Source organism: Mycobacterium sp. NPDC003449, from assembly GCF_053588415.1.
In genome coordinates this window covers 13,692-33,582 of the sequence record NZ_JBSFPX010000064.1, presented here as the reverse complement: position 1 = coordinate 33,582, position 19,891 = coordinate 13,692, and the positions used below count along the sequence as shown (strand labels likewise).

Genomic DNA, 19,891 nt, shown 5'->3' with positions numbered 1-19,891 from the left:
GCCGCCGCCGCCCCAGGCGCCATCACCGCGATCGACACCCACTGGATCTGGCAGGACGGGCAGCGGATCACCAAGCGGCCCTTCCTGATCGTCGACGGATACCTCGAGGTGCCTGCCGCACCGGGGCTCGGCGTGGACCTCGACGAGGAGCGGGTGGCCGCGGCCCATGAGCTCTACCTGGCCAACGGCCTCGGGGCCCGCGATGACGCGGTGGCCATGCGGTACCTGGTCCCCGGGTGGGAATTCGACAACAAACGTCCTGCGTTGCAGAGGAACTGAGCGTGAAGATCGTCGTCGCCGACACTCATCTGACATCCCACCGCGCCGCGCTGGAGGCCGGGGTCCCTGCTGAGGCAACGCTGCACTGGATGACGCCTGGCGATCCGGCGGTCGCGGCGGAGTTGCGCGACGCCGATGTGTTCGTCGGCAGCCGGTTCACTGCCGAGATGGCCGACGCCGCGACGAATTTGCGGCTGATCCATGTCAACGGTGCCGGTACCGACCGGGTCGATTTCGCCAGCTTGAGACCGGAAGTGCTGGTGGCAAACACGTTTCACCACGAATCTTCGATCGCCGAGTATATCGTCGGAGCCGCGGTGATGCTGCGCCGGAACCTGCCCGCGCAGGACCGCGCGTTGCGGACGGGTCGGTGGGCCACCCCGGGGTATGACCGCTCGATCGGTCAGTCCAGCTCGTTGCAGGGCGCCCGCGTCGGCTTCGTGGGATTCGGCCACATCGGGCGCGCGAGCTGGCATCTGCTGCATACCTTCGGGGCCGAAGGTATGGCCGTCACCGGCAGCGGCCGGCTGGACGCCGACACCGAAGGGCTCGCCTGGAGCGGTGGCCCTGACCGGCTGGACCAGTTGATGGCCGAAGCCCAGTTGGTGGTGATCTGCGCGCCGCTCACCGAGCAGACCGTCGGGATGATCGGGGGTGCCCAATTGCGTGCCCTCGGGCCCGACGGTGTCCTGATCAACGTCGGCCGGGGCCCGCTCGTCGTGGAAGCCGACCTCTACGAGGCGCTTTCGTCGGGCACTATCGCCGGCGCCGCGATCGACGTGTGGTACAGCTACCCGGACTCCTCGGGATACGGCAGCCCCAGCGCGCTGCCGTTCGGTGAGTTGCCGAATGTGTTGATGACGCCACACGTATCGGGCGTCACCACCAACACGTTCGCCGGCCGGGCCGGTGACATCGCCGCCAACATCGGCAGGCTGCACCGGGGCGAGCCGCTGAAGAATGTGGTTCGCACCAAGACGTCGCAGGTCTAGAAACCGCTCACTCGCTCGGCGACGGCTGTGCCGTCAACTGCCCGCGCCTTGAACTGGACAAACGGTGCGGCTTTGGGGTGACTCCGTCCCCAGGCACCCGATCACGCGACGCCCCGCTGCGACGACGCCGAACGGTTGGGGTGGTGTCGGCGTTCAGGTAGACGGGTGACCCGGTCTCAGTACCGGGGCGCCTGCTCTATCACCGTAGTCACCACCAGTCAGGGAGTGTCGGGATGTCGAACGATGCAATACGCCACGAGTCGGAGCACGTGCCGGGTCGTCGGGGAGTAGGTGCAGGATCTCGCGGGATCGACGATTTCTAAGCCCGTGCGGCGGTTGTGGATTCCGCCGTTGGTGATCGTGGTGACTGCGATCTTCGGAGCCACTGCCGCCTCATGCCTTCTGACGTCGCCATGAACGCCAACGGTGTGGGCAGGCACGCTGAGGCGCGGCGGCCGCGGCTGGCATGGGCGATCCGCAGATTCTCGGTTCCGATCATTCTGGGATGGATCGCGATCACCGTCCTGGTGACTGTCGCGGTACCTCCGCTTGAGGTTGTCGAACAACAGCATTCGGTATCGCTCAGTCCCCCGGACGCCCCGTCCGTCAAGGCGATGACGCGGATGGGCGAAGTGTTCCAGGAGTCGAATTCCGAAAGCGTCGCCGTCATCGTTTTCGAGGGGCAGGATCCGCTCGGCGACGACGCCCACCGGTACTACGACTCCATCGTTCGCCAATTGAAGGGCGATACGGCGCATGTGCAGCACGTCCAGGACTTCTGGGGCGACCCGCTCACCGCGGGTGCCGCGCAAAGCGCTGACGGTAAAGCCGCCTACGTTCAATTGAATCTGGTCGGAAGCTTTGGTCAGGCGCTGGCGAACGAATCGGTGCAGGCCGTCAAAGACACCGTAGAGAACACGGCGGCCCCACCGGGAATTCAGGCTTTCGTCACCGGTCCGGCCGCGATCGTCGCCGATGTGGGGCTCAGCGGCAACAAGACGGTGCTGCTGATCACCTTGGTCACGGTCGGCGTGATCTTCCTGATGTTGCTTCTGCTCTACCGCTCGTTCCCCATCGTCATCATCCTTCTGCTGACGGTTGCGCTCGAGCTGCAGGTGGCCCGCGGCCTGGTCGCGTTCCTCGGCCTCCACGGCCTCGTCGGTCTCACCACCTACGTCGTCAACCTGTTGGTGTCGGTCGGCATTGCGGCAGGCACGGACTACGGGATCTTCTTCACCGGTCGATACCAGGAGGCCCGCCAAGCCGGAGAAGACCGAGAATCGGCCTACTACACGGCATACCGCAGTGTCGCGAAGGTCGTGCTGGCCTCCGGGGTGACGATTGCCGGCAGCATCGCCTGCCTGAGCTTCACCCGCCTGCCGTATTTCCGGCCGTTGGGCATCCCTGGCGCGGTGGGGATCCTGGTGGCGGTCGCCGTCGCGCTGACCCTGGTTCCTGCGACCATCGCGGTCGGGAGCCGGGTCGGCATCTTCGACCCCAAACGGATGGTCGTCACGCGTCGCTGGCGTCGGGTCGGCACCGCGATTGTCCGGTGGCCCGTGCCGGTACTCGTCGCGACGATCGGGATCGCGCTCATCGGGTTGTTGACGTTGCCCGGGTACCAGCCCAGCTACAGCGACCAGAAGTACATTCCACAGGACATCCCGGCCAACCAGGGATTCGCTGCTGCGGCACGGCATTTCCCCGAGTCGAAGACGTCGACGCCGGACCTGCTGTTGGTTCAGGCCGATCATGACCTGCGAAATCCGGCCGATCTGCTGGTCCTGAACAGGCTCTCCAAAGCGGTTTTCGCGGTCCAGGGAATTTCCAGTGTGCAGTCGATCACCCGGCCCGAAGGAACCCAGATCGACCATTCGACGATTCCGTCCATGCTGAGCATGTCCAATGCCAGCCAACGCCTGAGCCTGCCCTTCCAGAGGGCGCGGATGGACGATCTGCTCAAGCAGGCCGACGAGATGAGCGCGACGCTCGATCTCATGCGGCATATGTACGAGTTGATGCAACAGCTGGCCGGGATCACGCACAACACGGTCGAGACAACGCATGATCTTCAGGCCGTCACCAATGAACTGCGGGACCATGTTTCGGATTTCGACGACTTCTGGCGGCCGTTGCGCAATTATCTGTATTGGGAACCACACTGTTTCGACATCCCGTTATGTGAGTCGATCAGGTCCATATTCGGTGCGCTCGACGGCATCGACGAGATAGCCGACAAGATGAAGGGTCTGGTCGAGAACCTGGACCAGCTCGACAGCCTCATGCCGCAGCTGCTTGTGCAGTTCCCGCAATTGATCGCCACCATGGAGAACACCCGCACGATGATCCTGACGATGCACAGCACCATGTCGGGCATCTTCGACCAGATGGATGATTCGAGCGACAACGCGACGGTCATGGGTAAGGCGTTCGATAGTGCCAACAACGACGATTCGTTCTACCTGCCGCCGGACGTTCTGCAGAACGAAGACTTCAAACGGATCATGAAGATCTTCATGTCGCCGGACGGGAAGGCGACCCGGCTGCTGATTGCGCAGCGCAGCGATCCCGCGACACCCGAGGGCATTTCACGCGTCGAACCGATCTACGTCGCGGCCGAGGAGGCGCTCAAGGGCACTCCGTTGGAGAGTGCGACGATTTCTGTCGCCGGAACAGCGGCAGGTGTGAAAGATCTGGTCGACGGGTCCAAGATCGATCTTCTGATCGCGGGCGTGGCGGCCCTGTGCCTGATCTTCCTGATCATGGTGATCATGACGCGCAGCCTGGTCGCCGCGCTGATCATCGTCGGCACGGTGGCGATGTCGCTCGGCGCATCCTTCGGGCTGTCGGTCCTGGTGTGGCAGCACATATTGGGCATACAGATCAACTGGGTCGTCCTGGCGATGTCTGTCATCGTGCTGCTCGCCGTGGGATCCGACTACAACCTGCTGCTCGTCTCGCGGATGAAAGAGGAACTCCACGCGGGCATCAACACCGGCATCATCCGGGCGATGGGCGGGACCGGCAAAGTCGTCACTGCGGCCGGCCTGGTGTTCGCCGCGACGATGGGTTCGATGATCGTCAGCGACCTGCTGACCATCGGGCAGGTGGGTACCACGATCGGCCTCGGTCTGCTGTTCGACACCGTGGTGGTGCGTGCCTTCATGACGCCGTCCATCGCTGCGCTGCTCGGCCGTTGGTTCTGGTGGCCACAACGTGTGCGTCCCCGCCCGGCCAGCGCCATGCTTCGGCCGACGGGTCCGCGCCCGCTGGTGCGTTCACTGTTGCTCGGGGATTAGCGAATTCGGATGAATACTGGGCATTCCCGGCCGCCGTTCATCGCGCGGACCATCCGTGCGTTCTCCCCGCTCATCATCGTCGCCTGGATCGTGGTGGTCCTGGTGACGAATCTGGCCTCGGTCGGAGGGAACTGGAAATCCGCCGTCGGATCGCTCGAGTGGGTCGCCGAGCAGAATTCGGTGTCGCTCATGCCGCAGGATGCGCCGTCGGCACGGGCCCTGAAGCGGATGGGGCAGCTGTTTGCGGAATCGGATTCGGACAGCGCGGCGATGATCGTGCTGGAGGGCCAGGATCCGCTGGGCGCCGATGCTCACGGGTACTACGCCGAGTTGGTCGGACGTTTGCGCAACGATTCCGAGCACGTCGAACATGTGCAGGATCTGTGGGGAGATCGGCTCACCTCGTCGAGTGTGCAGAGTCCTGACGGCAAAGCCGCCTATGCGCAGCTGAATCTGGCCGGAAATCAAGGCACCCCGCTGGGCGACGAGTCGGTGACCGCGGTCCGCGGCATCGTCGACGACCTACCGGCCCCGGCCGGGGTGCACGCCTATGTGACCGGTGCGGCACCGCTCGCATCGGATCTGCAGCGCAGCGGCAACCAGTCCATCCTGAAGATCACCCTGGTGACGTCGGTGATCATCTTCGTGATGCTGCTCCTGGTCTACCGATCGTTCATCACGGTTGTCCTGCTGCTGACCATGGTGGGTGTCGAGTTGGCCGCGGCGCGTGGCATCGTCGCGCTCCTGGGTCATCATCAGCTTTTCGTGCTCTCCACCTTTGCCGTCAACATGCTGGTGTTCTTGAGTATTGCGGCCGGAACCGATTACGGTATCTTCTTTTTCGGCCGATACCAGGAAGCCCGACAAGCGGGCGAAGACCGTGAAGCGGCCTATTACAGCACGTATCGATCGACCGTGCCGGTGGTATTGGCCTCCGGCCTGACCATCGCCGGCGCGATTCTGTGCCTCACCTTCACCCGGTTGCCCTACTTCCACACGATGGGGATACCGTGCTCCATCGGCATGGTGACGGCCGTGACCGTCGCGGTGACGCTGGTTCCCTCGGGGATCGCCGTCGCCGGCAGATTCGGTCTGGTGGAGCCCAAACGGAAACTGCGAGTGCGTCGTTGGCGTCGGATCGGCACGGCGATCGTGCGGTGGCCGGGTCCCATCCTGGTCTCATCGTGCGCGGTGGCGCTGGTTGGGTTGCTGGCACTGCCGGGGTATGAGACCAGCTACGACGACAAGGCGTACATATCCGGCGATATTCCGGCCAACCAGGGATTCACCGCTGCCGAGCGGCATTTCAGCCAATCGCGTTTGCAACCCGAAGTGCTCCTGGTCGAATCCGATCACGACTTGCGGAATCCGGCAGATTTCCTGGTGTTGAACAGGCTGGCCAAGGCGGTGTTCAAAGTGCCTGGGGTATCCCGGGTGCAGGCGATCACCCGACCGGAGGGCACCCCGATCGAACACACCTCGATACCGTTCCTGCTGAGCCTGCAGAGCGCTGGTCAGGCGCAGGCGACGAACTTCCAGAAGTCGACCATCGACGACATCCTCAAACAGGTCGACGACATGGATACGATGATCGCGACCCTGCGCAACCTGCGCGGGATCTTCGAACAGCTCACGGCCACCACTCACCACATGGCGGCGAATACGCACGAGCTGCAGGAGATCACGGCCGAGCTGCGCGGCAGCATTGCGCTCTTCGATGATTTCCTGCGGCCGTTGCGCAACTATTTCTACTGGGAGCCACACTGTTTCGACATTCCGATGTGCTGGTCGCTGCGATCGATATTCGACACTGAAGACAGCGTCGACGAACTCGACGACAAACTGGCAATACTCGTCGACAACATCGACCAGCTCGACAGGGTGCTACCGCAGATACTGGAGGAACTTCCCCGGCTGATCGATGTCGTGCAGACCTTCCGGACCATGTCGCTGACCCTGTACAGCACCGCGTCGGGCCTGATCGCCCAGGCCGAGGAATCGAGCAAGGACGCGGCCGTCCTGGGGCAAACATTCGATGCCGCCAAGAACGACGATTCGTTCTACCTGCCGCCCGAGGTGTTCGAGAATCCCGACTTTCAACGCGCGATGACGCAGTTTCTGTCGCCGGACGGAAAGGCCGTGCGGTTCATCATTTCCCACCGAGGTGAGCCTGCGACCGCCGGGGGCATCGCACGTGCTGAGCAGATCCGCACCGCGGCCGAAGAGGCACTCAAGGGAACACCTTTGGTCAGTAGCCAGATCTACCTGGCCGGAGCCGCGTCGACCGCAAAGGACTGGCGCGACGGTTCCACCTACGATCTGCTGATCGCGGGGATCGCGGCGATCAGCCTGGTGTTCATCATCATGCTGATCATTACCCGGAGCTTTGTCGCGGCGCTGGTGATCGTCGGGACGGTGGCCCTGTCGTTAGGCGCATCGGTCGGGCTCTCGGTGCTGCTGTGGCAGTACGCATTGGGCATCAAACTGCACTGGATAGTCCTGGCGATGTCGGTGATCATCCTGTTGGCGGTCGGTTCCGACTACAACCTGCTGCTGGTGTCGCGGATGAAGGAGGAACTCGTCGCGGGCATCAACACCGGAATCATCCGATCGATGGGCGGAACCGGAAAGACCGTCACGTCGGCGGGGTTGGTGTTCGCGGCGACCATGGCCGCCATGGTCGTCAGCGATCTGCGCATCATCGGTCAGATCGGCACCACGATCGGGCTGGGGCTGTTGTTCGACACGCTGGTGGTGCGCGCGTTCATGACTCCGTCGCTCGCGGCGGTGCTGGGACGGTGGTTCTGGTGGCCGCAGCGGGTGCGTTCCCGGCCGGCCAGCACGCTGTTGCGGCCCTATGGGCCACGGCCACTGGTCCGGTTACTGCTCGGGCAGCAGCATCCCGACGAACGCGTGCTGAGCTCGCGGGCCGACCAGCGCTGACTACCAGTTGGGAAAGCCGCCCTCGGGGCCCAGCATCCGCTCCAGCCGGGCCCGGTTGATTTTCGCCAGCTCGTCGCGGACCGCCTTGCGTTCGGTCTCGTGATCGTTGTGCAGACGGTCGGCGATACCGCTCAGGATCTGGTCGGCGTCACAGTCGGCCGAGAACATCACGAAGCTGAAGCCGAACCGTTCGATGTAGTCGGCCATCGCGGTCCGCAGTGGCGCGGTGGCGGGCCGCTCGGTCCGGCGATGCCCGAACGGCGGGCAGGCCTGCAACACCTCGTCGACGGAGCCGTCGCCGAGGCCGAACAGCAATGCGTCGGCGGTACGGAACAGCGAATCGTGATCGGGATAGGGGCGGCTGCGGGCCAGCGCTTCGGCCAGCGGCACGCTGTTGCAGCACTCGTAGACCGCGTGCACCGCCCGGCGCATCGGCAACAGGTTGTAGGCCTCAAGCCCGATGCCCTGATGCATCAACACACCACAATCATCGAAGCCGGATAGAACGGGTGCGTTACCTCGTGTTACGGCGACGCTAAAAGATCAGTGCCCGGGCTTGAACCGCTCGATCGATCGCTGCAACTCGGCCTCGGCCTCCTCGCGGCCCACCCAGTCGGCCGCCTTGACGTACTTGCCCGGTTCCAGGTCCTTGTAGTGCACGAAGAAGTGCTTGATCGCCTCGAGCTCGAACGGCGGCACATCGGCCAGGTCCTGGATGTGGTCCCAGCGCGGATCGCCGGCGGGCACGCACAGCAGCTTGTCGTCGCCGCCGGCCTCATCGGTCATCTTGAACATCGCCACCGGCCTGGCCTCGACGATGCAGCCGGGGAACACCGACTCGGGCAGCAGCACCAGCGCGTCCAGCGGATCGCCGTCCTCACCGAGGGTGTTCTCGAAGAACCCGTAGTCGGCCGGGTAACCGAAGGCGGTGTAGAGGTAGCGGTCGAGTTTGACCCGCCCGGTTTCGTGGTCCACCTCGTACTTGTTGCGTGAACCCTTCGGAATCTCGATGACGACGTCGTGCTCCACCGTCGCGGCTCCTTCGCATCTGCGGTCTGGGGTCGTCGGGCGACGACGCGGGTCAACCCTAATGGAGCGATAGGCTGGCCTACAGCGGTGGTTCGCCCGAACCGACCGAGAGCAGGAGAAACATGCGGCCCACCCGGTGGCGGCGGTCGACCCACGTGGCGGTCGGCGTCGCAGTCGTCGCGCTGGTCGCTGCCCTGGTCGCGGCGGCCGCGGTGCTCACCGGGTACCGCTCCAGCGACGCCGCCGCGGTCAAACCCGCACCCCCGCCCGCGACCGCGTCCCCCGGGGTGATCCCGGTCGACATGTCGGCGCCCACCCCGACCACGAGCGGGCTGGCGGCCGCCCTGGCGCCGGCCCTGGCCGACCCCAACCTGGGCGCGGTGACCGGGCGGATCACCGACGCCGACACCGGTGCGCAGCTGTGGGAACAGGGTGCCGATGTGGCGATGCAGCCGGCTTCGGTCAACAAGGTGCTGACCACGGCGGCCGCGCTGCTCGCCCTCGACCGCGACGCCCGGCTGACCACCACGGTGCTGGTCTCCGATCAGCAGCCCGGACTGGTGGTGCTCAAGGGCGGCGGCGACACCACGCTGTCGGCGGCTCCCGCAGGAACCGACACCTGGTACAAGGGTGCGGCCCGGATCAGCGACCTGGCCGACCAGATCCGGCAGAGCGGGGTCAAGGTCACCACGGTGCGGGTCGACACCAGCGCCTATTCCGGGCCGACCATGGCCCCGGGCTGGGATCCGGCCGATATCGAGGGCGGCGATATCGCACCGATGGAATCGGTCATGCTCGACGGCGGACGCACCCAGCCCGTCACCATCGAGTCCAGGCGGTCCACCACACCGGCGTTGGACGCCGGGCGGGCCCTGGCCGCGGCGCTGGGAATCGAACCCGAGTCGGTGACGCTGATGCCGTCCGGCATGTCCGATGGCCGCAAGGTCGCCGAGGTGCAGTCGGAGGTGCTGATCGAGCGGCTGCGCCAGATGATGAACGAATCCGACAATGTGATGGCCGAGTCGGTCGCGCGCGAGATCGCCGCGCAGTCCGGCCGCCCGCAGAGCTTCGACGGCGGCGTCGACGCCGTGCTGGGGCAGCTGGACCGGGCCGGAATCGACACCACGGGCGCTCATCTGGTCGACTCGAGTGGGCTGTCGGTGGATGACCGGCTGACCGCCACGACCCTCGACGAGGTGGTGACCGCCGCAGCGGGCAACACCGAGCCCAGGCTGCGGCCGCTGGTCGACCTGCTGCCGATCGCGGGCGGCAGCGGCACCCTGTCCAACCGCTACCTCGACACCGAGGGCGGCCGCGCCGCCGCGGGCTGGCTGCGGGCCAAGACCGGATCGTTGACCGGCACCAATGCGCTGGCCGGGATCGTCACCGACGACAACGGCCGGGTGCTGACGTTCGCGCTGATCTCCAACAACGCCGGGCCCACCGGGCGGACATCGATCGACGCGCTGGCCTCGGTGCTGCGCACGTGCGGATGTGGCACATGAGCAGGCCCACCATCACCGCCGGCCGCGCCGTCGACTGGGGCTTCGCCGCGACCGTCGGAGCCAAACTGGCCAGGCCTGCCCCCGCGGCCACGGATTACACCCGCGACCAGGCCGTCCGGCAGCTCTACGAAAGTGCCAGGGCCGCAGAGCTTCCGGTGCGTGAGGTGACCGGCCTCAACGAGGGCGCCGAGATGCCGGAGGCCCGGGTGGTCGACCGGCCCGACTGGATCCGGGCGGCCACCCGGTCGATGCGGGTGATGACGGGCGGAGTCCCCGACGGAACGTCCGACGACGATCACAAACCCGGCTTCATCACCGGGCGGGTGACCGGTGCGCAGACCGGCGCGGTGCTGGCCTTCATCTCCACCGGGATCCTCGGCCAGTACGACCCGTTCGGTCCGGATGGCGGCGAGCTGCTGCTGGTGTACCCCAACGTGATCGCGGTGGAGCGTCAATTGCGGGTCGTGCCTGCCGATTTCCGGCTGTGGGTGTGTCTGCACGAGGTGACCCACCGGGTGCAGTTCCGGGCGAATCCGTGGCTGGCCGACCATATGTCGCAGGCGTTGGCGGTGCTCACCCAGGACGTGGGCGAGGATGTCGGCGCGGTGATCGGCCGGCTGGCCCAGTTCGTCCGAACTCAGCGGGCCGGGACCGAAAACTCTGCGCCAGAACCGAATTCGACCGGGATGATCGGTCTGATGCGAGCCGTGCAGGCCGAGCCGCAGCGGCGGGCACTGGATCAGCTGCTGGTGCTGGGCACGCTGCTGGAAGGGCATGCCGACCATGTGATGGACGCGGTGGGCCCGGCCGTGGTGCCCACGGTGGGCACCATTCGCCGGCGATTCGACGAGCGCAGACAACGCAAACAACCCCCGGTGCAGCGCCTGGTGCGGGCCCTGCTGGGATTCGACGCCAAGATCAGCCAGTACACCAGGGGCAAGGCGTTCGTCGACCAGGTGGTCTCGACCGTCGGGATGCCCCGGTTCAACACCATCTGGACCGATGCCGACACCCTGCCGCTGCCGAGCGAGATCGACGAACCCGCGCAATGGATCGATCGGGTGCTGTAGCGGCGCTGCGGCGCGTGGTGGCGGCGTGCGGCGAGCAGATCGACGGCGAGCACTGGTGCGTCGCACTGTCCGGCGGCCCGGATTCGCTGGCCTTGACGGCGGTCGCCGCGGCCCAGCGGCCCACCACCGCGCTGATCGTCGACCACGGGCTGCAGGCCGGGTCGCGGGCCGTGGCGGACTCCGCCAGGAATCAGGCCATGACGTTGGGATGCGTTTCAGCACAAGTCATTCCGGTGGTGGTCGGACGGTCCGGCGGGCCGGAGGCCGCCGCCCGCGCCGCTAGGTACACCGCACTGCAGGCGGCCAGGGACGGGGCCGCCGTGCTGCTCGGGCACACTCTCGACGATCAGGCCGAGACGGTGCTGCTCGGGCTGGGCCGGGGGTCGGGGCCGCGGTCGATCGCCGGGATGCGCCCGCACGACCCGCCGTGGCACCGGCCGCTGCTGGGGGTGCGACGGAGACTGACCCACGCGGTATGCGATGAGCTGGGGCTCGCCCCCTGGCACGATCCGCACAATGCCGAGCCACGGTTCACCAGGAGCCGGTTGCGACTGGATGTCCTTCCGCTGCTGGAGGAGGTGCTGGGCGGGGGCGTGGCCGAGGCGCTGGGCCGCACCGCCACCGCGCTGCGGGAGGACACCGACACCCTCGACGAACTCGCGCGGCGCGCCCTCGACGGCGCCGTCACCGACGACGGCGGCCTGGACCTCGCGGAGCTGGCCGGGCTGCCCGCCGCGCTGCGTCGCCGCGCCATCCGTGGCTGGTTGCTGGCCGGGGGCGCCACCGATCTGTCCGACACCCAGATCCGGGCGGTGGACCGGCTGGTGACGGCGTGGCGCGGGCAGGGCGGGGTCGCGGTCGGCTCCTCGTTGCCGGGGCAGCGCCTGTTCGCGGGCCGCCGCGACGGCGTGCTGCGGCTGCGCGCCGAACAGGTCTAGAACGCGAGGCCGGCTTCGCGAGCCTCCTCGACCAGCGACGAGGCCAGCTACGTCACCGGGACCTCGCTGGTGGTCGACGGCGGTTACCTCGCCCCGTAGCCACCCCGACAACCTCCCGACAGCTGGTCGCGTTGGTTATGCGGGGGGCCGCATGGCACGCTGTTTCTCGTGGATGCCCAATCTGCCGAGCTGTACCCGGGTGACATCAAGTCGGTGCTGCTGTCCGAGGAGCAGATCCGGACTCGGACCGCCGAACTCGCCGAGCAGATCGCCGAGCAGTACCGCGACGATCTCGGCGCCGAGGATCTGCTGCTGATCACCGTCCTCAAAGGTGCGGTCATGTTCGTCACCGACCTGGCCCGCCGCATTCCGCTGCCCACCCAGCTGGAGTTCATGGCGGTCAGCTCGTACGGCTCGTCGACCTCGTCATCGGGTGTGGTGCGCATCCTCAAGGACCTCGACCGCGACATCAACGACCGCGACGTGCTGATCGTCGAGGACATCATCGACTCCGGGCTCACGCTGTCCTGGTTGCTGCGCAACCTGGCCACCCGGTCGCCGCGGTCGCTGCGGGTGTGCACGCTGCTGCGTAAACCCGACGCCGTGCGCACCGACATCGACGTCGAATATGTCGGCTTCGATATTCCCAACGAGTTCGTCGTCGGCTACGGCCTGGACTACGCCGAGCGGTACCGCGACCTGCCCTATATCGGCACGCTCGACCCGAAGGTCTACGAGCTCTGAGGCCTCAGGCCAGCTCCCAGACCACCGTCACGTCGAAGTCGACGGTCTGCTGGCCCGGTTCCAGCGGGACCGCCTCCATGGCCGCCCGCGGCATCGGGGTCGGCGGCGCCGTGGAGCCGGACTCCTCGGAGATCGACAACACCTTGCCGAGGTCGGAACCCGACAGGTCGGCGTACTGCTCGGCGCGGTTCTTGGCGTCGTCGAAGGCCCTGGACCTGGCGTCGCGCACCAGATCGGAATCGTCCTCGATCGAATAGGCCACCGAGTTGATCCGGGTGGCGTCCCCGCCGGTGCTCGCGATCAGGGCCAGCCGCTCCGAGGCCCGGCTGGTGTCGCGGATCTTGACCTTGATCGCATTCGAGGCGCGGTAACCGGTGATCGTGCTGCCCGCCGAACCGTCGGAGTCGAACTGCGGCTGCACCGAGACCTGGGTGGTGGCGATGTCGGCGCGGTCGGTGCCCGCGCCGACCAAGGCGTCGATCACGGCCTGCTGACGCTGGCTGGACTGGTTGAGGGCGCCGCTGACGTCGGGGGCGGTGAACTCCATCGCCACATCGGCGGTCAGGGTGTCCGGGACGCCCTGTACCTGGCCGTTGCCGACGACGGTGACCTGACGGGGCTCGGTCTTCCCACCCGACGCCGGTCCCGAGGTCGCATCGCAGGCCGAGAGGCCGAGGGTGGCGGCGGTCAGACCGGCCAGGGCGAGAACACGAAATCGCATGGCTGTTGACCCTACCGCCACCTCACGGTGTCACCATGATCTTGCAGTGCCGGTCCGGATCGGCGAGTTCCTCGAAGGCGGCACCGACACCGTCCAGGTCGACCGAGCCGGTGATCATCGGCGCCACGTCGATCTCACCCTCGGCGATGGCCCGCAGCGAGTTCGCGAATTCGGCCGGGTCATAGCCGAACACGAACTGGATGTTGATCTGCTTGGTGATCGCGAAGAACGGGTGCACGGTGTCGGGCTGCATACACACCCCGGCCACCACCACCCTGGCGCCGACCGGGGCCCGGCGCAGTACGTCGTCGATGATGCCGGGCGCACCGACCGCCTCGAACACCACCGCGGGTGTGCACCCGTGAAACGGTGAGTCCCCGGCCGGGTCGAGCGTCAGGTGTGCGCCCACGGTACCGGCGAGTTCCCGCCGGGCCGGTGAAAAATCAGATGCCACAATGGTTTCCACGCCGCGCATGTTGAGTGCGGCGATGATCGCGATGCCGACCGGGCCGCAGCCGATGACCAGTGCGGTCTCGCCGCGTTCGATCCGCGAGGCGTTGACGGCGTGCAGGCCGACGGCCATCGGCTCGGTGAGGGCGGCGCGGCCGGCATCGAGTCCGTTCGGTATCGGCAGCAGCAGTGGCGCCGAGAGCAGCATCCGCTCGGCGTAGCCGCCGATCGTGGTGTTGCTGTAGACGATCATGTCGGCGCCGTCCGGTCCGAGCAGCACCGGAAGCGATGTCACCAGGGTGCCCGGCGCGGGCGTGTCGGTGCCCGGCCCCGCCTCGACGATCTCGGCGCTGAACTCGTGGCCCATGAAGATGTCGCCGGACAGGTCGATACCGGCGTTGATGTCGGGCAGGCCCTCCATCTGGGCTCCCGCCGCCAGCATCTGTTCGCCGTGCTTGGCGAAATGCAGGTCGGAGCCGCAGATTCCGCAGGCCTTGACGTCGACCAGGACCTGACCCGGTCCCGGAACCGGTTCGGGGACATCGTCGCGCACCACCATGCGGCCGTCGCGCAGCACTGCGGCCCGCATCAGCTCTTCCCTTCTTCCGTGGTGTGCTCGGTGATGGCGTTGACGATGGCCTGCCCGGCCCGGCCCAGCAGTTGGTCGCGCATGCCCTTGGCCCAGTCGTGGGAGGCCCGGGCCGCCGTCAGCTGGCCCTTGAAGTGTGGGATCACCTCGCGGGCGAACAGTTCATAGGAGTGGAAGGTGGCCGCAGGCGGCGCCCAGTCGTGCCCGAGCAGCAGCAGCGTGCCGAACCCGCCGGAGCGGTCCAGCAGATCCTGGATGTAGCCGATCGCATCGGCGGTGGTGCCGATGCAGCAGTTGCCCTTGGATGCATAGTTCTCGACGAACTCGTACGGCGACGGTGCCGCCTCGGTCTTGTCGGCCAGCGGCACGAAACCGGCCGCGCCGAAGTAGTCGGCGAAATCCTGCAGTCCGTAGGTGCAGTCCTCGATGGCCTGTTCGCGGGTGTCGGCGAGATGGACGATGCCCAGTACCCGCCAGTCCGCGCGGTCGGGTTCGGGCCGCCCGGCCTTGGCCGCCTGCTCGCGCACCACATCCCAGGTGGTCTCCACGGCCGCGTAGCCACCCGGCACCGACATCGACAACGACAGCAGCGATGTCCCCAGCGCCCCGGCCAGCCGCGGACCGGACGGCGAAATCATTGCCGCGGTGGAGATCTCCGGATACGGCCAGGTGTAGGGCCGGATGTGCAGCGCCGCGTCGCGCAGGGTGAACCAGTCGGTCTCGCGGTTGATGCGTTCATCGGGGGCGGCCCGGAACAGGGCCAGGATCGCCTCGAGCGATTCCTGCATCATCGGCCGCTGATCGACCGGATCGATGCCCATCATGTAGGCGTCCGACGGCAGCGCCCCCGGGCCGGTGCCGAACATCACCCGGCCCCGGGTCAGGTGGTCGAGCAACACCCAGCGGTCGGCCACCATCAGCGGATGGTGATAGGGCAGCGACACCACCCCGGTGCCCAGCCGGATATGGCGGGTCCGCTCGGCCGCCGCGGCGATGAACACCTCCGGGCAGGCGATGAGCTCGTACCCGCCGGAGTGGTGTTCGCCGAACCATGCCTCGTCGTAGCCGAGCCGGTCCAGCGCCTGCACCCGGTCCATGTCGTATTGCAGTGCGGTGGTGGGGGATTGGCCGACCGGATGGAACGGTGTAATGAAGACACCGAAGTTCAGCGGGGTCATGCGAGCGCCCCGAGGAACTCCAGCAGCGCGGCGTTGACCTCGTCGGGGCGCTCCTGCTGCACCCAGTGCCCGGCGCCGTCGAGCAGCACCTCGCGATACTCCCCGGTGGCCACATCGCGCACGTGGTCGCGCGGCGTGAAGCCCAGCACCGGATCGTCGGCGCCGGCCAGGAACAGCGTCGGAACCGTGATGGTCTGGGTGCGGATCCGGTCCGCATCCGGATCGGTGAGCTCCCAGTTGCGGTCGAAGTTGCGGTACCAGTTCAGCGGGCCGGTGAACCCGGTCTCGGTGAACGCCTCGACGTAGACGTCGAACTCGTCGGCGGTGATCCACTCCGGCAGTGGCGGCAGCGGCCGGTCGGCCAGGTTCTCGGGGGCCTCGCCGAAGCCCTCCAGCGCGATCATCCGGCGCATCGACTGGCGCACGTCGGCGCCCAGCGCGGCGTCGGCGACGCCGGGTTCCTGGAAGTACAGGATGTAGAAGAAGTTGTCGCCGAAGATCTTGCGCCAGATCCGGACCGGCGGCGCGGACGCCCGCGGGACCGGCGGCACGCTCAGCGCGGCGACGGCGCGGGCCCGGTCCGGGAAGAACAGCGGGAAGTTGGTGGCCACCGGTGACCCCCAGTCGTGGCCGACCAGCACGGCCTGCCCGGCTCCGATGTCATCGAGCAATCCGGCGATGTCGGCGGTGAGCTCGACGATGTTGTAGTCATCGATGGCCCCCGGCCGTGAGGACCCGCCGTAGCCGCGCTGATCGGGCGCCAGGACGTGGTAGCCGGCCTCGGCCAGCACCGGAATCTGGTGGCGCCACGAGTAGGCCAGCTCGGGGAAGCCGTGGGCCAGGACGACGACCGGATTGCCGCGGTCACCTGCCTCCGTCAGCTTCAACGTCACGCCGTTGGTCTCGACTAACCGTTCGGTTGGGGTGATCACAACGTCAGCCAAACACAGCGGGGCCCGTGGCGAAAGGGCCCGATCGCCCCAGCGATCACGCCGACGGAACTGGTTTCGAATGTGCTCAGCGGTCGTCGTTGTTGCCATCGACCACCGCAGCCGCCGGGGATTCCGGGAGGGAGCCGCCAGGGGCCAGAGACCGTCGGGAACTTCCACACGTTGGTGTAGCGGTAGCCTTATAACTTGCCCAGCTGCGCGTATTGGAAGGACTGGCCAACGACGGCCGAGTGATCGATGAACCGGAAAAATGTGATCCGCACGCTGACCGTGATCGCGGTCGTGCTGCTGCTGGGCTGGTCGTTCTTCTATTTCAGCGACGACACCCGGGGCTATAAACCCGTCGACACGTCGGTCGCGCTGGCCCAGATCCACGACGACAACGTCAACAGCGCCCAGATCGACGACCGCGAGCAGCAGGTGCGTCTCGATCTGAAGAGCGGCAACGACGGGACCGAGAACAGCGACAAGATCATCACCAAGTACCCCTCGGGGTACGCGGTGAACCTGTTCGACGCGTTGAACGCCAAGAACACCAAGGTCAACACGGTCGTCAACCAGGGCAATGTGCTCGGCTCGCTGCTCATCTACATGCTGCCGCTGCTGCTGCTGGTCGGTCTGTTCGTGATGTTCTCCCGCATGCAGGGCGGCGGGCGGATGGGCTTCGGCTTCGGCAAGTCCAAGGCCAAACAGCTCGGCAAGGACATGCCCAAGACCACGTTCGCCGACGTCGCGGGCGTCGACGAGGCGGTCGAGGAGCTCTACGAGATCAAGGACTTCCTGCAGAACCCGTCGCGGTATCAGGCGCTCGGCGCCAAGATCCCCAAGGGCGTGCTGCTCTACGGCCCGCCCGGCACCGGTAAGACCCTGCTGGCCCGCGCCGTCGCGGGTGAGGCCGGAGTTCCGTTCTTCACGATTTCAGGTTCGGACTTCGTCGAGATGTTCGTCGGGGTCGGCGCCTCGCGGGTTCGCGACATGTTCGAGCAGGCCAAGACCAACAGCCCGTGCATCATCTTTGTCGACGAGATCGACGCCGTCGGCCGTCAGCGCGGCGCGGGCATGGGCGGCGGTCACGACGAGCGCGAACAGACCCTGAACCAGTTGCTGGTCGAGATGGACGGCTTCGGCGACCGGCAGGGCGTCATCCTGATCGCCGCGACCAACCGGCCCGACATCCTCGACCCGGCGCTGCTGCGACCCGGCCGCTTCGACCGCCAGATCCCGGTGTCCAACCCGGACCTGGCCGGCCGCCGCGCGGTGCTCAAGGTGCATTCGCAGGGCAAGCCGATCGCCCCCGACGCCGATCTGGACGGGCTGGCCAAACGCACCGTCGGCATGTCCGGCGCCGACCTCGCCAACGTCATCAACGAGTCCGCGCTGCTCACCGCGCGCGAGAACGGCACCGTCATCACCGGCCCGGCGCTGGAGGAGGCCGTCGACCGGGTCGTCGGCGGGCCGCGCCGCAAGAGCCGCATCATCAGCGAGCATGAGAAGAAGATCACCGCCTACCACGAGGGCGGGCACACCCTGGCCGCGTGGGCGATGCCCGACATCGATCCCATCTACAAGGTCACCATCCTGGCCCGCGGCCGCACCGGCGGACACGCGATGGCCGTGCCCGAGGACGACAAGGGTCTGATGACCCGCTCGGAGATGATTTCGCGGCTGGTGTTCGCCATGGGCGGACGCGCCGCCGAGGAACTGGTGTTCCGGGAGCCGACGACGGGGGCGTCCTCGGACATCGACCAGGCCACCAAGATCGCCCGCGCGATGGTCACCGAGTACGGCATGAGCTCCAAGCTGGGCGCGGTCCGTTACGGCACCGAACACGGTGACCCGTTCCTCGGCCGCACCATGGGCACGCAACCCGATTACAGCCATGAGGTCGCGCAGATCATCGACGACGAGATCCGCAAGCTCATCGAGGCCGCCCACACCGAGGCGTGGGAGATCCTCACCGAATACCGCGACGTGCTCGACACCCTGGCCGGTGAGCTGCTGGAGAAGGAGACGCTGCACCGCGCCGAACTCGAGGCGATCTTCGACGACGTCAAGAAGCGTCCGCGGCTGACCATGTTCGACGACTTCGGCGGCCGGGTGCCGTCGGACAAGCCGCCGATCAAGACCCCCGGCGAGCTGGCCATCGAACGCGGTGAGCCGTGGCCGCCGCCGGTTCCGGAGCCGGCCTTCAAGGCCGCGATCGCGCAGGCGAGCCGCGAGGCCGATGAGAAGGCCGAGGCGGCCCGGCAGCAGAACGGCGCGGGCACGAACGGGGCGTCGGGCAACGGCACCCCCAACGGCCCCACCCAGCCCGACTACGGTGCCCCGGCCGGCTGGCACGCGCCCGGCTGGCCGCCGCCACCGCAACATCAGCAACAGCAGCAGCCGGCGGGATACCAACCGCAACCGCAGCAGGGGTACTGGTACCCGCCGCCGCATCCGTCGGGCTGGCAGCAGCCGCACCAGCCCCAGCCCTACCCGTATCAGCCCTACCCGCATCCCGGCCAGACGGCGGGTACCCCGGATGCACCGGCGCGGCCCAACGAGGAGTCCGGCCAGGACGGCGGGCACACCGGGGACCGGTCGTGACCGGATCGGTGCGCGAACATCACAACCACACCGCCGTCGGCCGGGTGTTCGACCAGCCGCGGGCCGAGGCCGCGGTGCGGGAGCTGCTCATCGCGATCGGCGAGGATCCCGACCGGCAGGGCCTGGTCGACACCCCGGCCCGGGTCGCGCGCGCCTACAAGGAACTGATGGCGGGGCTCTACACCGACCCGGACGCGGTGCTCAACACCACCTTCGACGAGCAGCACGACGAACTGGTGCTGGTCAAGGAGATTCCGCTGTACTCGACGTGTGAGCACCACCTGGTGTCGTTCCACGGGGTGGCCCATGTCGGGTACATCCCCGGCGTGGACGGCCGGGTGACCGGCCTGTCCAAGATCGCCCGGCTCGTCGATCTCTACTCCAAGCGGCCGCAGGTTCAGGAACGGCTGACCGCCCAGATCGCCGATGCCCTGATGCGCAAGCTCGACCCACGCGGTGCGATCGTGGTGGTGGAGGCCGAGCACCTGTGCATGGCCATGCGCGGGGTCCGTAAACCCGGCGCGATCACCACCACCTCGGCGGTGCGGGGACAGTTCAAGACCGACAAGGCATCTCGAGCCGAGGCGCTGGAACTCATCCTGCGGAAGTGAAGCC

General features: G+C 67.1%; 15 protein-coding genes and 1 pseudogene. 10 read left to right on the top strand and 6 right to left on the bottom strand.

Translation table 11 applies throughout. The features are described 5' to 3' along the window. From ACWDTP_RS17745 to ACWDTP_RS17730, 4 genes are all read left to right on the top strand, one after another. On the top strand, positions 1-279 hold a 279-nt coding region (locus ACWDTP_RS17745), incomplete at its 5' end, for an enolase C-terminal domain-like protein (protein ID WP_450022005.1). Between the two features lie 2 nt (positions 280-281). Next, positions 282-1,271 (top strand): 2-hydroxyacid dehydrogenase, encoded by a 990-nt coding sequence (locus tag ACWDTP_RS17740; RefSeq protein ID WP_450022003.1) that lies wholly within the window; start codon positions 282-284, stop codon positions 1,269-1,271. A gap of 395 nt (positions 1,272-1,666) precedes the next feature. Continuing rightward, the gene (locus tag ACWDTP_RS17735) at positions 1,667-4,570 is read left to right on the top strand and encodes an MMPL/RND family transporter (RefSeq protein ID WP_450022001.1); all 2,904 of its coding nucleotides are present in this window, start codon (positions 1,667-1,669) and stop codon (positions 4,568-4,570) included. Positions 4,571-4,579: 9 nt separating this feature from the next. Next, positions 4,580-7,513 (top strand): MMPL/RND family transporter, encoded by a 2,934-nt coding sequence (locus ACWDTP_RS17730; protein WP_450021999.1) that lies wholly within the window; start codon positions 4,580-4,582, stop codon positions 7,511-7,513. Here the strand turns inward: ACWDTP_RS17730 and ACWDTP_RS17725 are convergent, their stop codons facing one another. After that, a complete protein-coding gene (locus tag ACWDTP_RS17725) occupies positions 7,514-7,993 on the bottom strand; it encodes a 2-oxo-4-hydroxy-4-carboxy-5-ureidoimidazoline decarboxylase (protein WP_450021997.1) in 480 nt (159 codons plus the stop codon). Positions 7,994-8,056: 63 nt separating this feature from the next. Then, positions 8,057-8,542 carry an inorganic diphosphatase gene (locus ACWDTP_RS17720; protein ID WP_450021995.1) on the bottom strand — a complete coding sequence of 162 codons (486 nt, stop codon included), beginning with the start codon at positions 8,540-8,542 and terminating at the stop codon, positions 8,057-8,059. A gap of 122 nt (positions 8,543-8,664) precedes the next feature. Between ACWDTP_RS17720 and dacB the strand changes: the two genes are divergently transcribed. From dacB to hpt, 4 genes and pseudogenes are all read left to right on the top strand, one after another. Further along, positions 8,665-10,047, top strand: a complete 1,383-nt coding sequence (gene dacB / locus ACWDTP_RS17715) for a D-alanyl-D-alanine carboxypeptidase/D-alanyl-D-alanine endopeptidase (protein WP_450021993.1) — start codon at positions 8,665-8,667, stop codon at positions 10,045-10,047. Further along, positions 10,044-11,117: a zinc-dependent metalloprotease gene (locus tag ACWDTP_RS17710; RefSeq protein WP_450021991.1), complete on the top strand. Its 1,074-nt coding sequence runs from the start codon at positions 10,044-10,046 to the stop codon at positions 11,115-11,117. The genes dacB and ACWDTP_RS17710 overlap by 4 nt, the downstream gene beginning before the upstream one ends. After that, positions 11,096-12,055, top strand: coding sequence for a tRNA lysidine(34) synthetase TilS (gene tilS, locus ACWDTP_RS17705; protein ID WP_450021990.1), 960 nt, complete (start codon positions 11,096-11,098; stop codon positions 12,053-12,055). The genes ACWDTP_RS17710 and tilS overlap by 22 nt, the downstream gene beginning before the upstream one ends. Before the next feature lie 137 nt (positions 12,056-12,192). After that, positions 12,193-12,799 (top strand): annotated as a pseudogene (hpt, locus tag ACWDTP_RS17700) (hypoxanthine phosphoribosyltransferase). 4 nt (positions 12,800-12,803) lie between these two features. On the opposite strand, the gene ACWDTP_RS17695 reads toward hpt, so the two are convergent. From ACWDTP_RS17695 to ACWDTP_RS17680, 4 genes are read right to left on the bottom strand one after another with little or no spacing between them, the layout of a single operon-like run. Beyond that, positions 12,804-13,520, bottom strand: a complete 717-nt coding sequence (locus ACWDTP_RS17695; protein ID WP_450021989.1) for an SIMPL domain-containing protein — start codon at positions 13,518-13,520, stop codon at positions 12,804-12,806. 22 nt (positions 13,521-13,542) lie between these two features. Continuing rightward, complete coding sequence (locus tag ACWDTP_RS17690) at positions 13,543-14,559, bottom strand: zinc-binding dehydrogenase (RefSeq protein WP_450021987.1); 1,017 nt, start codon at positions 14,557-14,559, stop codon at positions 13,543-13,545. Further along, positions 14,559-15,737, bottom strand: coding sequence for an LLM class flavin-dependent oxidoreductase (locus ACWDTP_RS17685; protein ID WP_450021985.1), 1,179 nt, complete (start codon positions 15,735-15,737; stop codon positions 14,559-14,561). The genes ACWDTP_RS17690 and ACWDTP_RS17685 overlap by 1 nt, the downstream gene beginning before the upstream one ends. Then, on the bottom strand, positions 15,734-16,669 hold the full coding sequence (locus ACWDTP_RS17680; RefSeq protein WP_450021983.1) for an alpha/beta fold hydrolase: 936 nt from the start codon (positions 16,667-16,669) through the stop codon (positions 15,734-15,736). Before ACWDTP_RS17680 ends, ACWDTP_RS17685 begins: the two co-directional genes overlap by 4 nt. A 255-nt stretch (positions 16,670-16,924) precedes the next feature. On the opposite strand from ACWDTP_RS17680, the gene ftsH reads away from it, so the two are divergent. Both ftsH and folE read left to right on the top strand, forming a co-directional pair. Further along, a complete protein-coding gene (gene ftsH / locus ACWDTP_RS17675; protein ID WP_450021981.1) occupies positions 16,925-19,276 on the top strand; it encodes an ATP-dependent zinc metalloprotease FtsH in 2,352 nt (783 codons plus the stop codon). 8 nt (positions 19,277-19,284) lie between these two features. After that, positions 19,285-19,887 carry a GTP cyclohydrolase I FolE gene (gene folE, locus ACWDTP_RS17670; protein WP_450022009.1) on the top strand — a complete coding sequence of 201 codons (603 nt, stop codon included), beginning with the start codon at positions 19,285-19,287 and terminating at the stop codon, positions 19,885-19,887. The last annotated feature ends 4 nt before the right edge of the window (positions 19,888-19,891 follow it).

Bases quoted from the DNA above. Each gene is read 5' to 3' on its own strand.
- ACWDTP_RS17730 (WP_450021999.1), top strand. From the start codon at position 4,580: ATGAATACTGGGCATTCCCGGCCGCCGTTCATCGCGCGGACCATCCGT.
- ACWDTP_RS17735 (WP_450022001.1), top strand. From the start codon at position 1,667: ATGCCTTCTGACGTCGCCATGAACGCCAACGGTGTGGGCAGGCACGCT.
- dacB (WP_450021993.1), top strand. From the start codon at position 8,665: ATGCGGCCCACCCGGTGGCGGCGGTCGACCCACGTGGCGGTCGGCGTC.
- ACWDTP_RS17695 (WP_450021989.1), bottom strand. From the start codon at position 13,520: ATGCGATTTCGTGTTCTCGCCCTGGCCGGTCTGACCGCCGCCACCCTC.
- ftsH (WP_450021981.1), top strand. From the start codon at position 16,925: ATGAACCGGAAAAATGTGATCCGCACGCTGACCGTGATCGCGGTCGTG.
- ACWDTP_RS17710 (WP_450021991.1), top strand. From the start codon at position 10,044: ATGAGCAGGCCCACCATCACCGCCGGCCGCGCCGTCGACTGGGGCTTC.
- ACWDTP_RS17690 (WP_450021987.1), bottom strand. From the start codon at position 14,559: ATGCGGGCCGCAGTGCTGCGCGACGGCCGCATGGTGGTGCGCGACGAT.
- tilS (WP_450021990.1), top strand. From the start codon at position 11,096: ATGGATCGATCGGGTGCTGTAGCGGCGCTGCGGCGCGTGGTGGCGGCG.
- ACWDTP_RS17685 (WP_450021985.1), bottom strand. From the start codon at position 15,737: ATGACCCCGCTGAACTTCGGTGTCTTCATTACACCGTTCCATCCGGTC.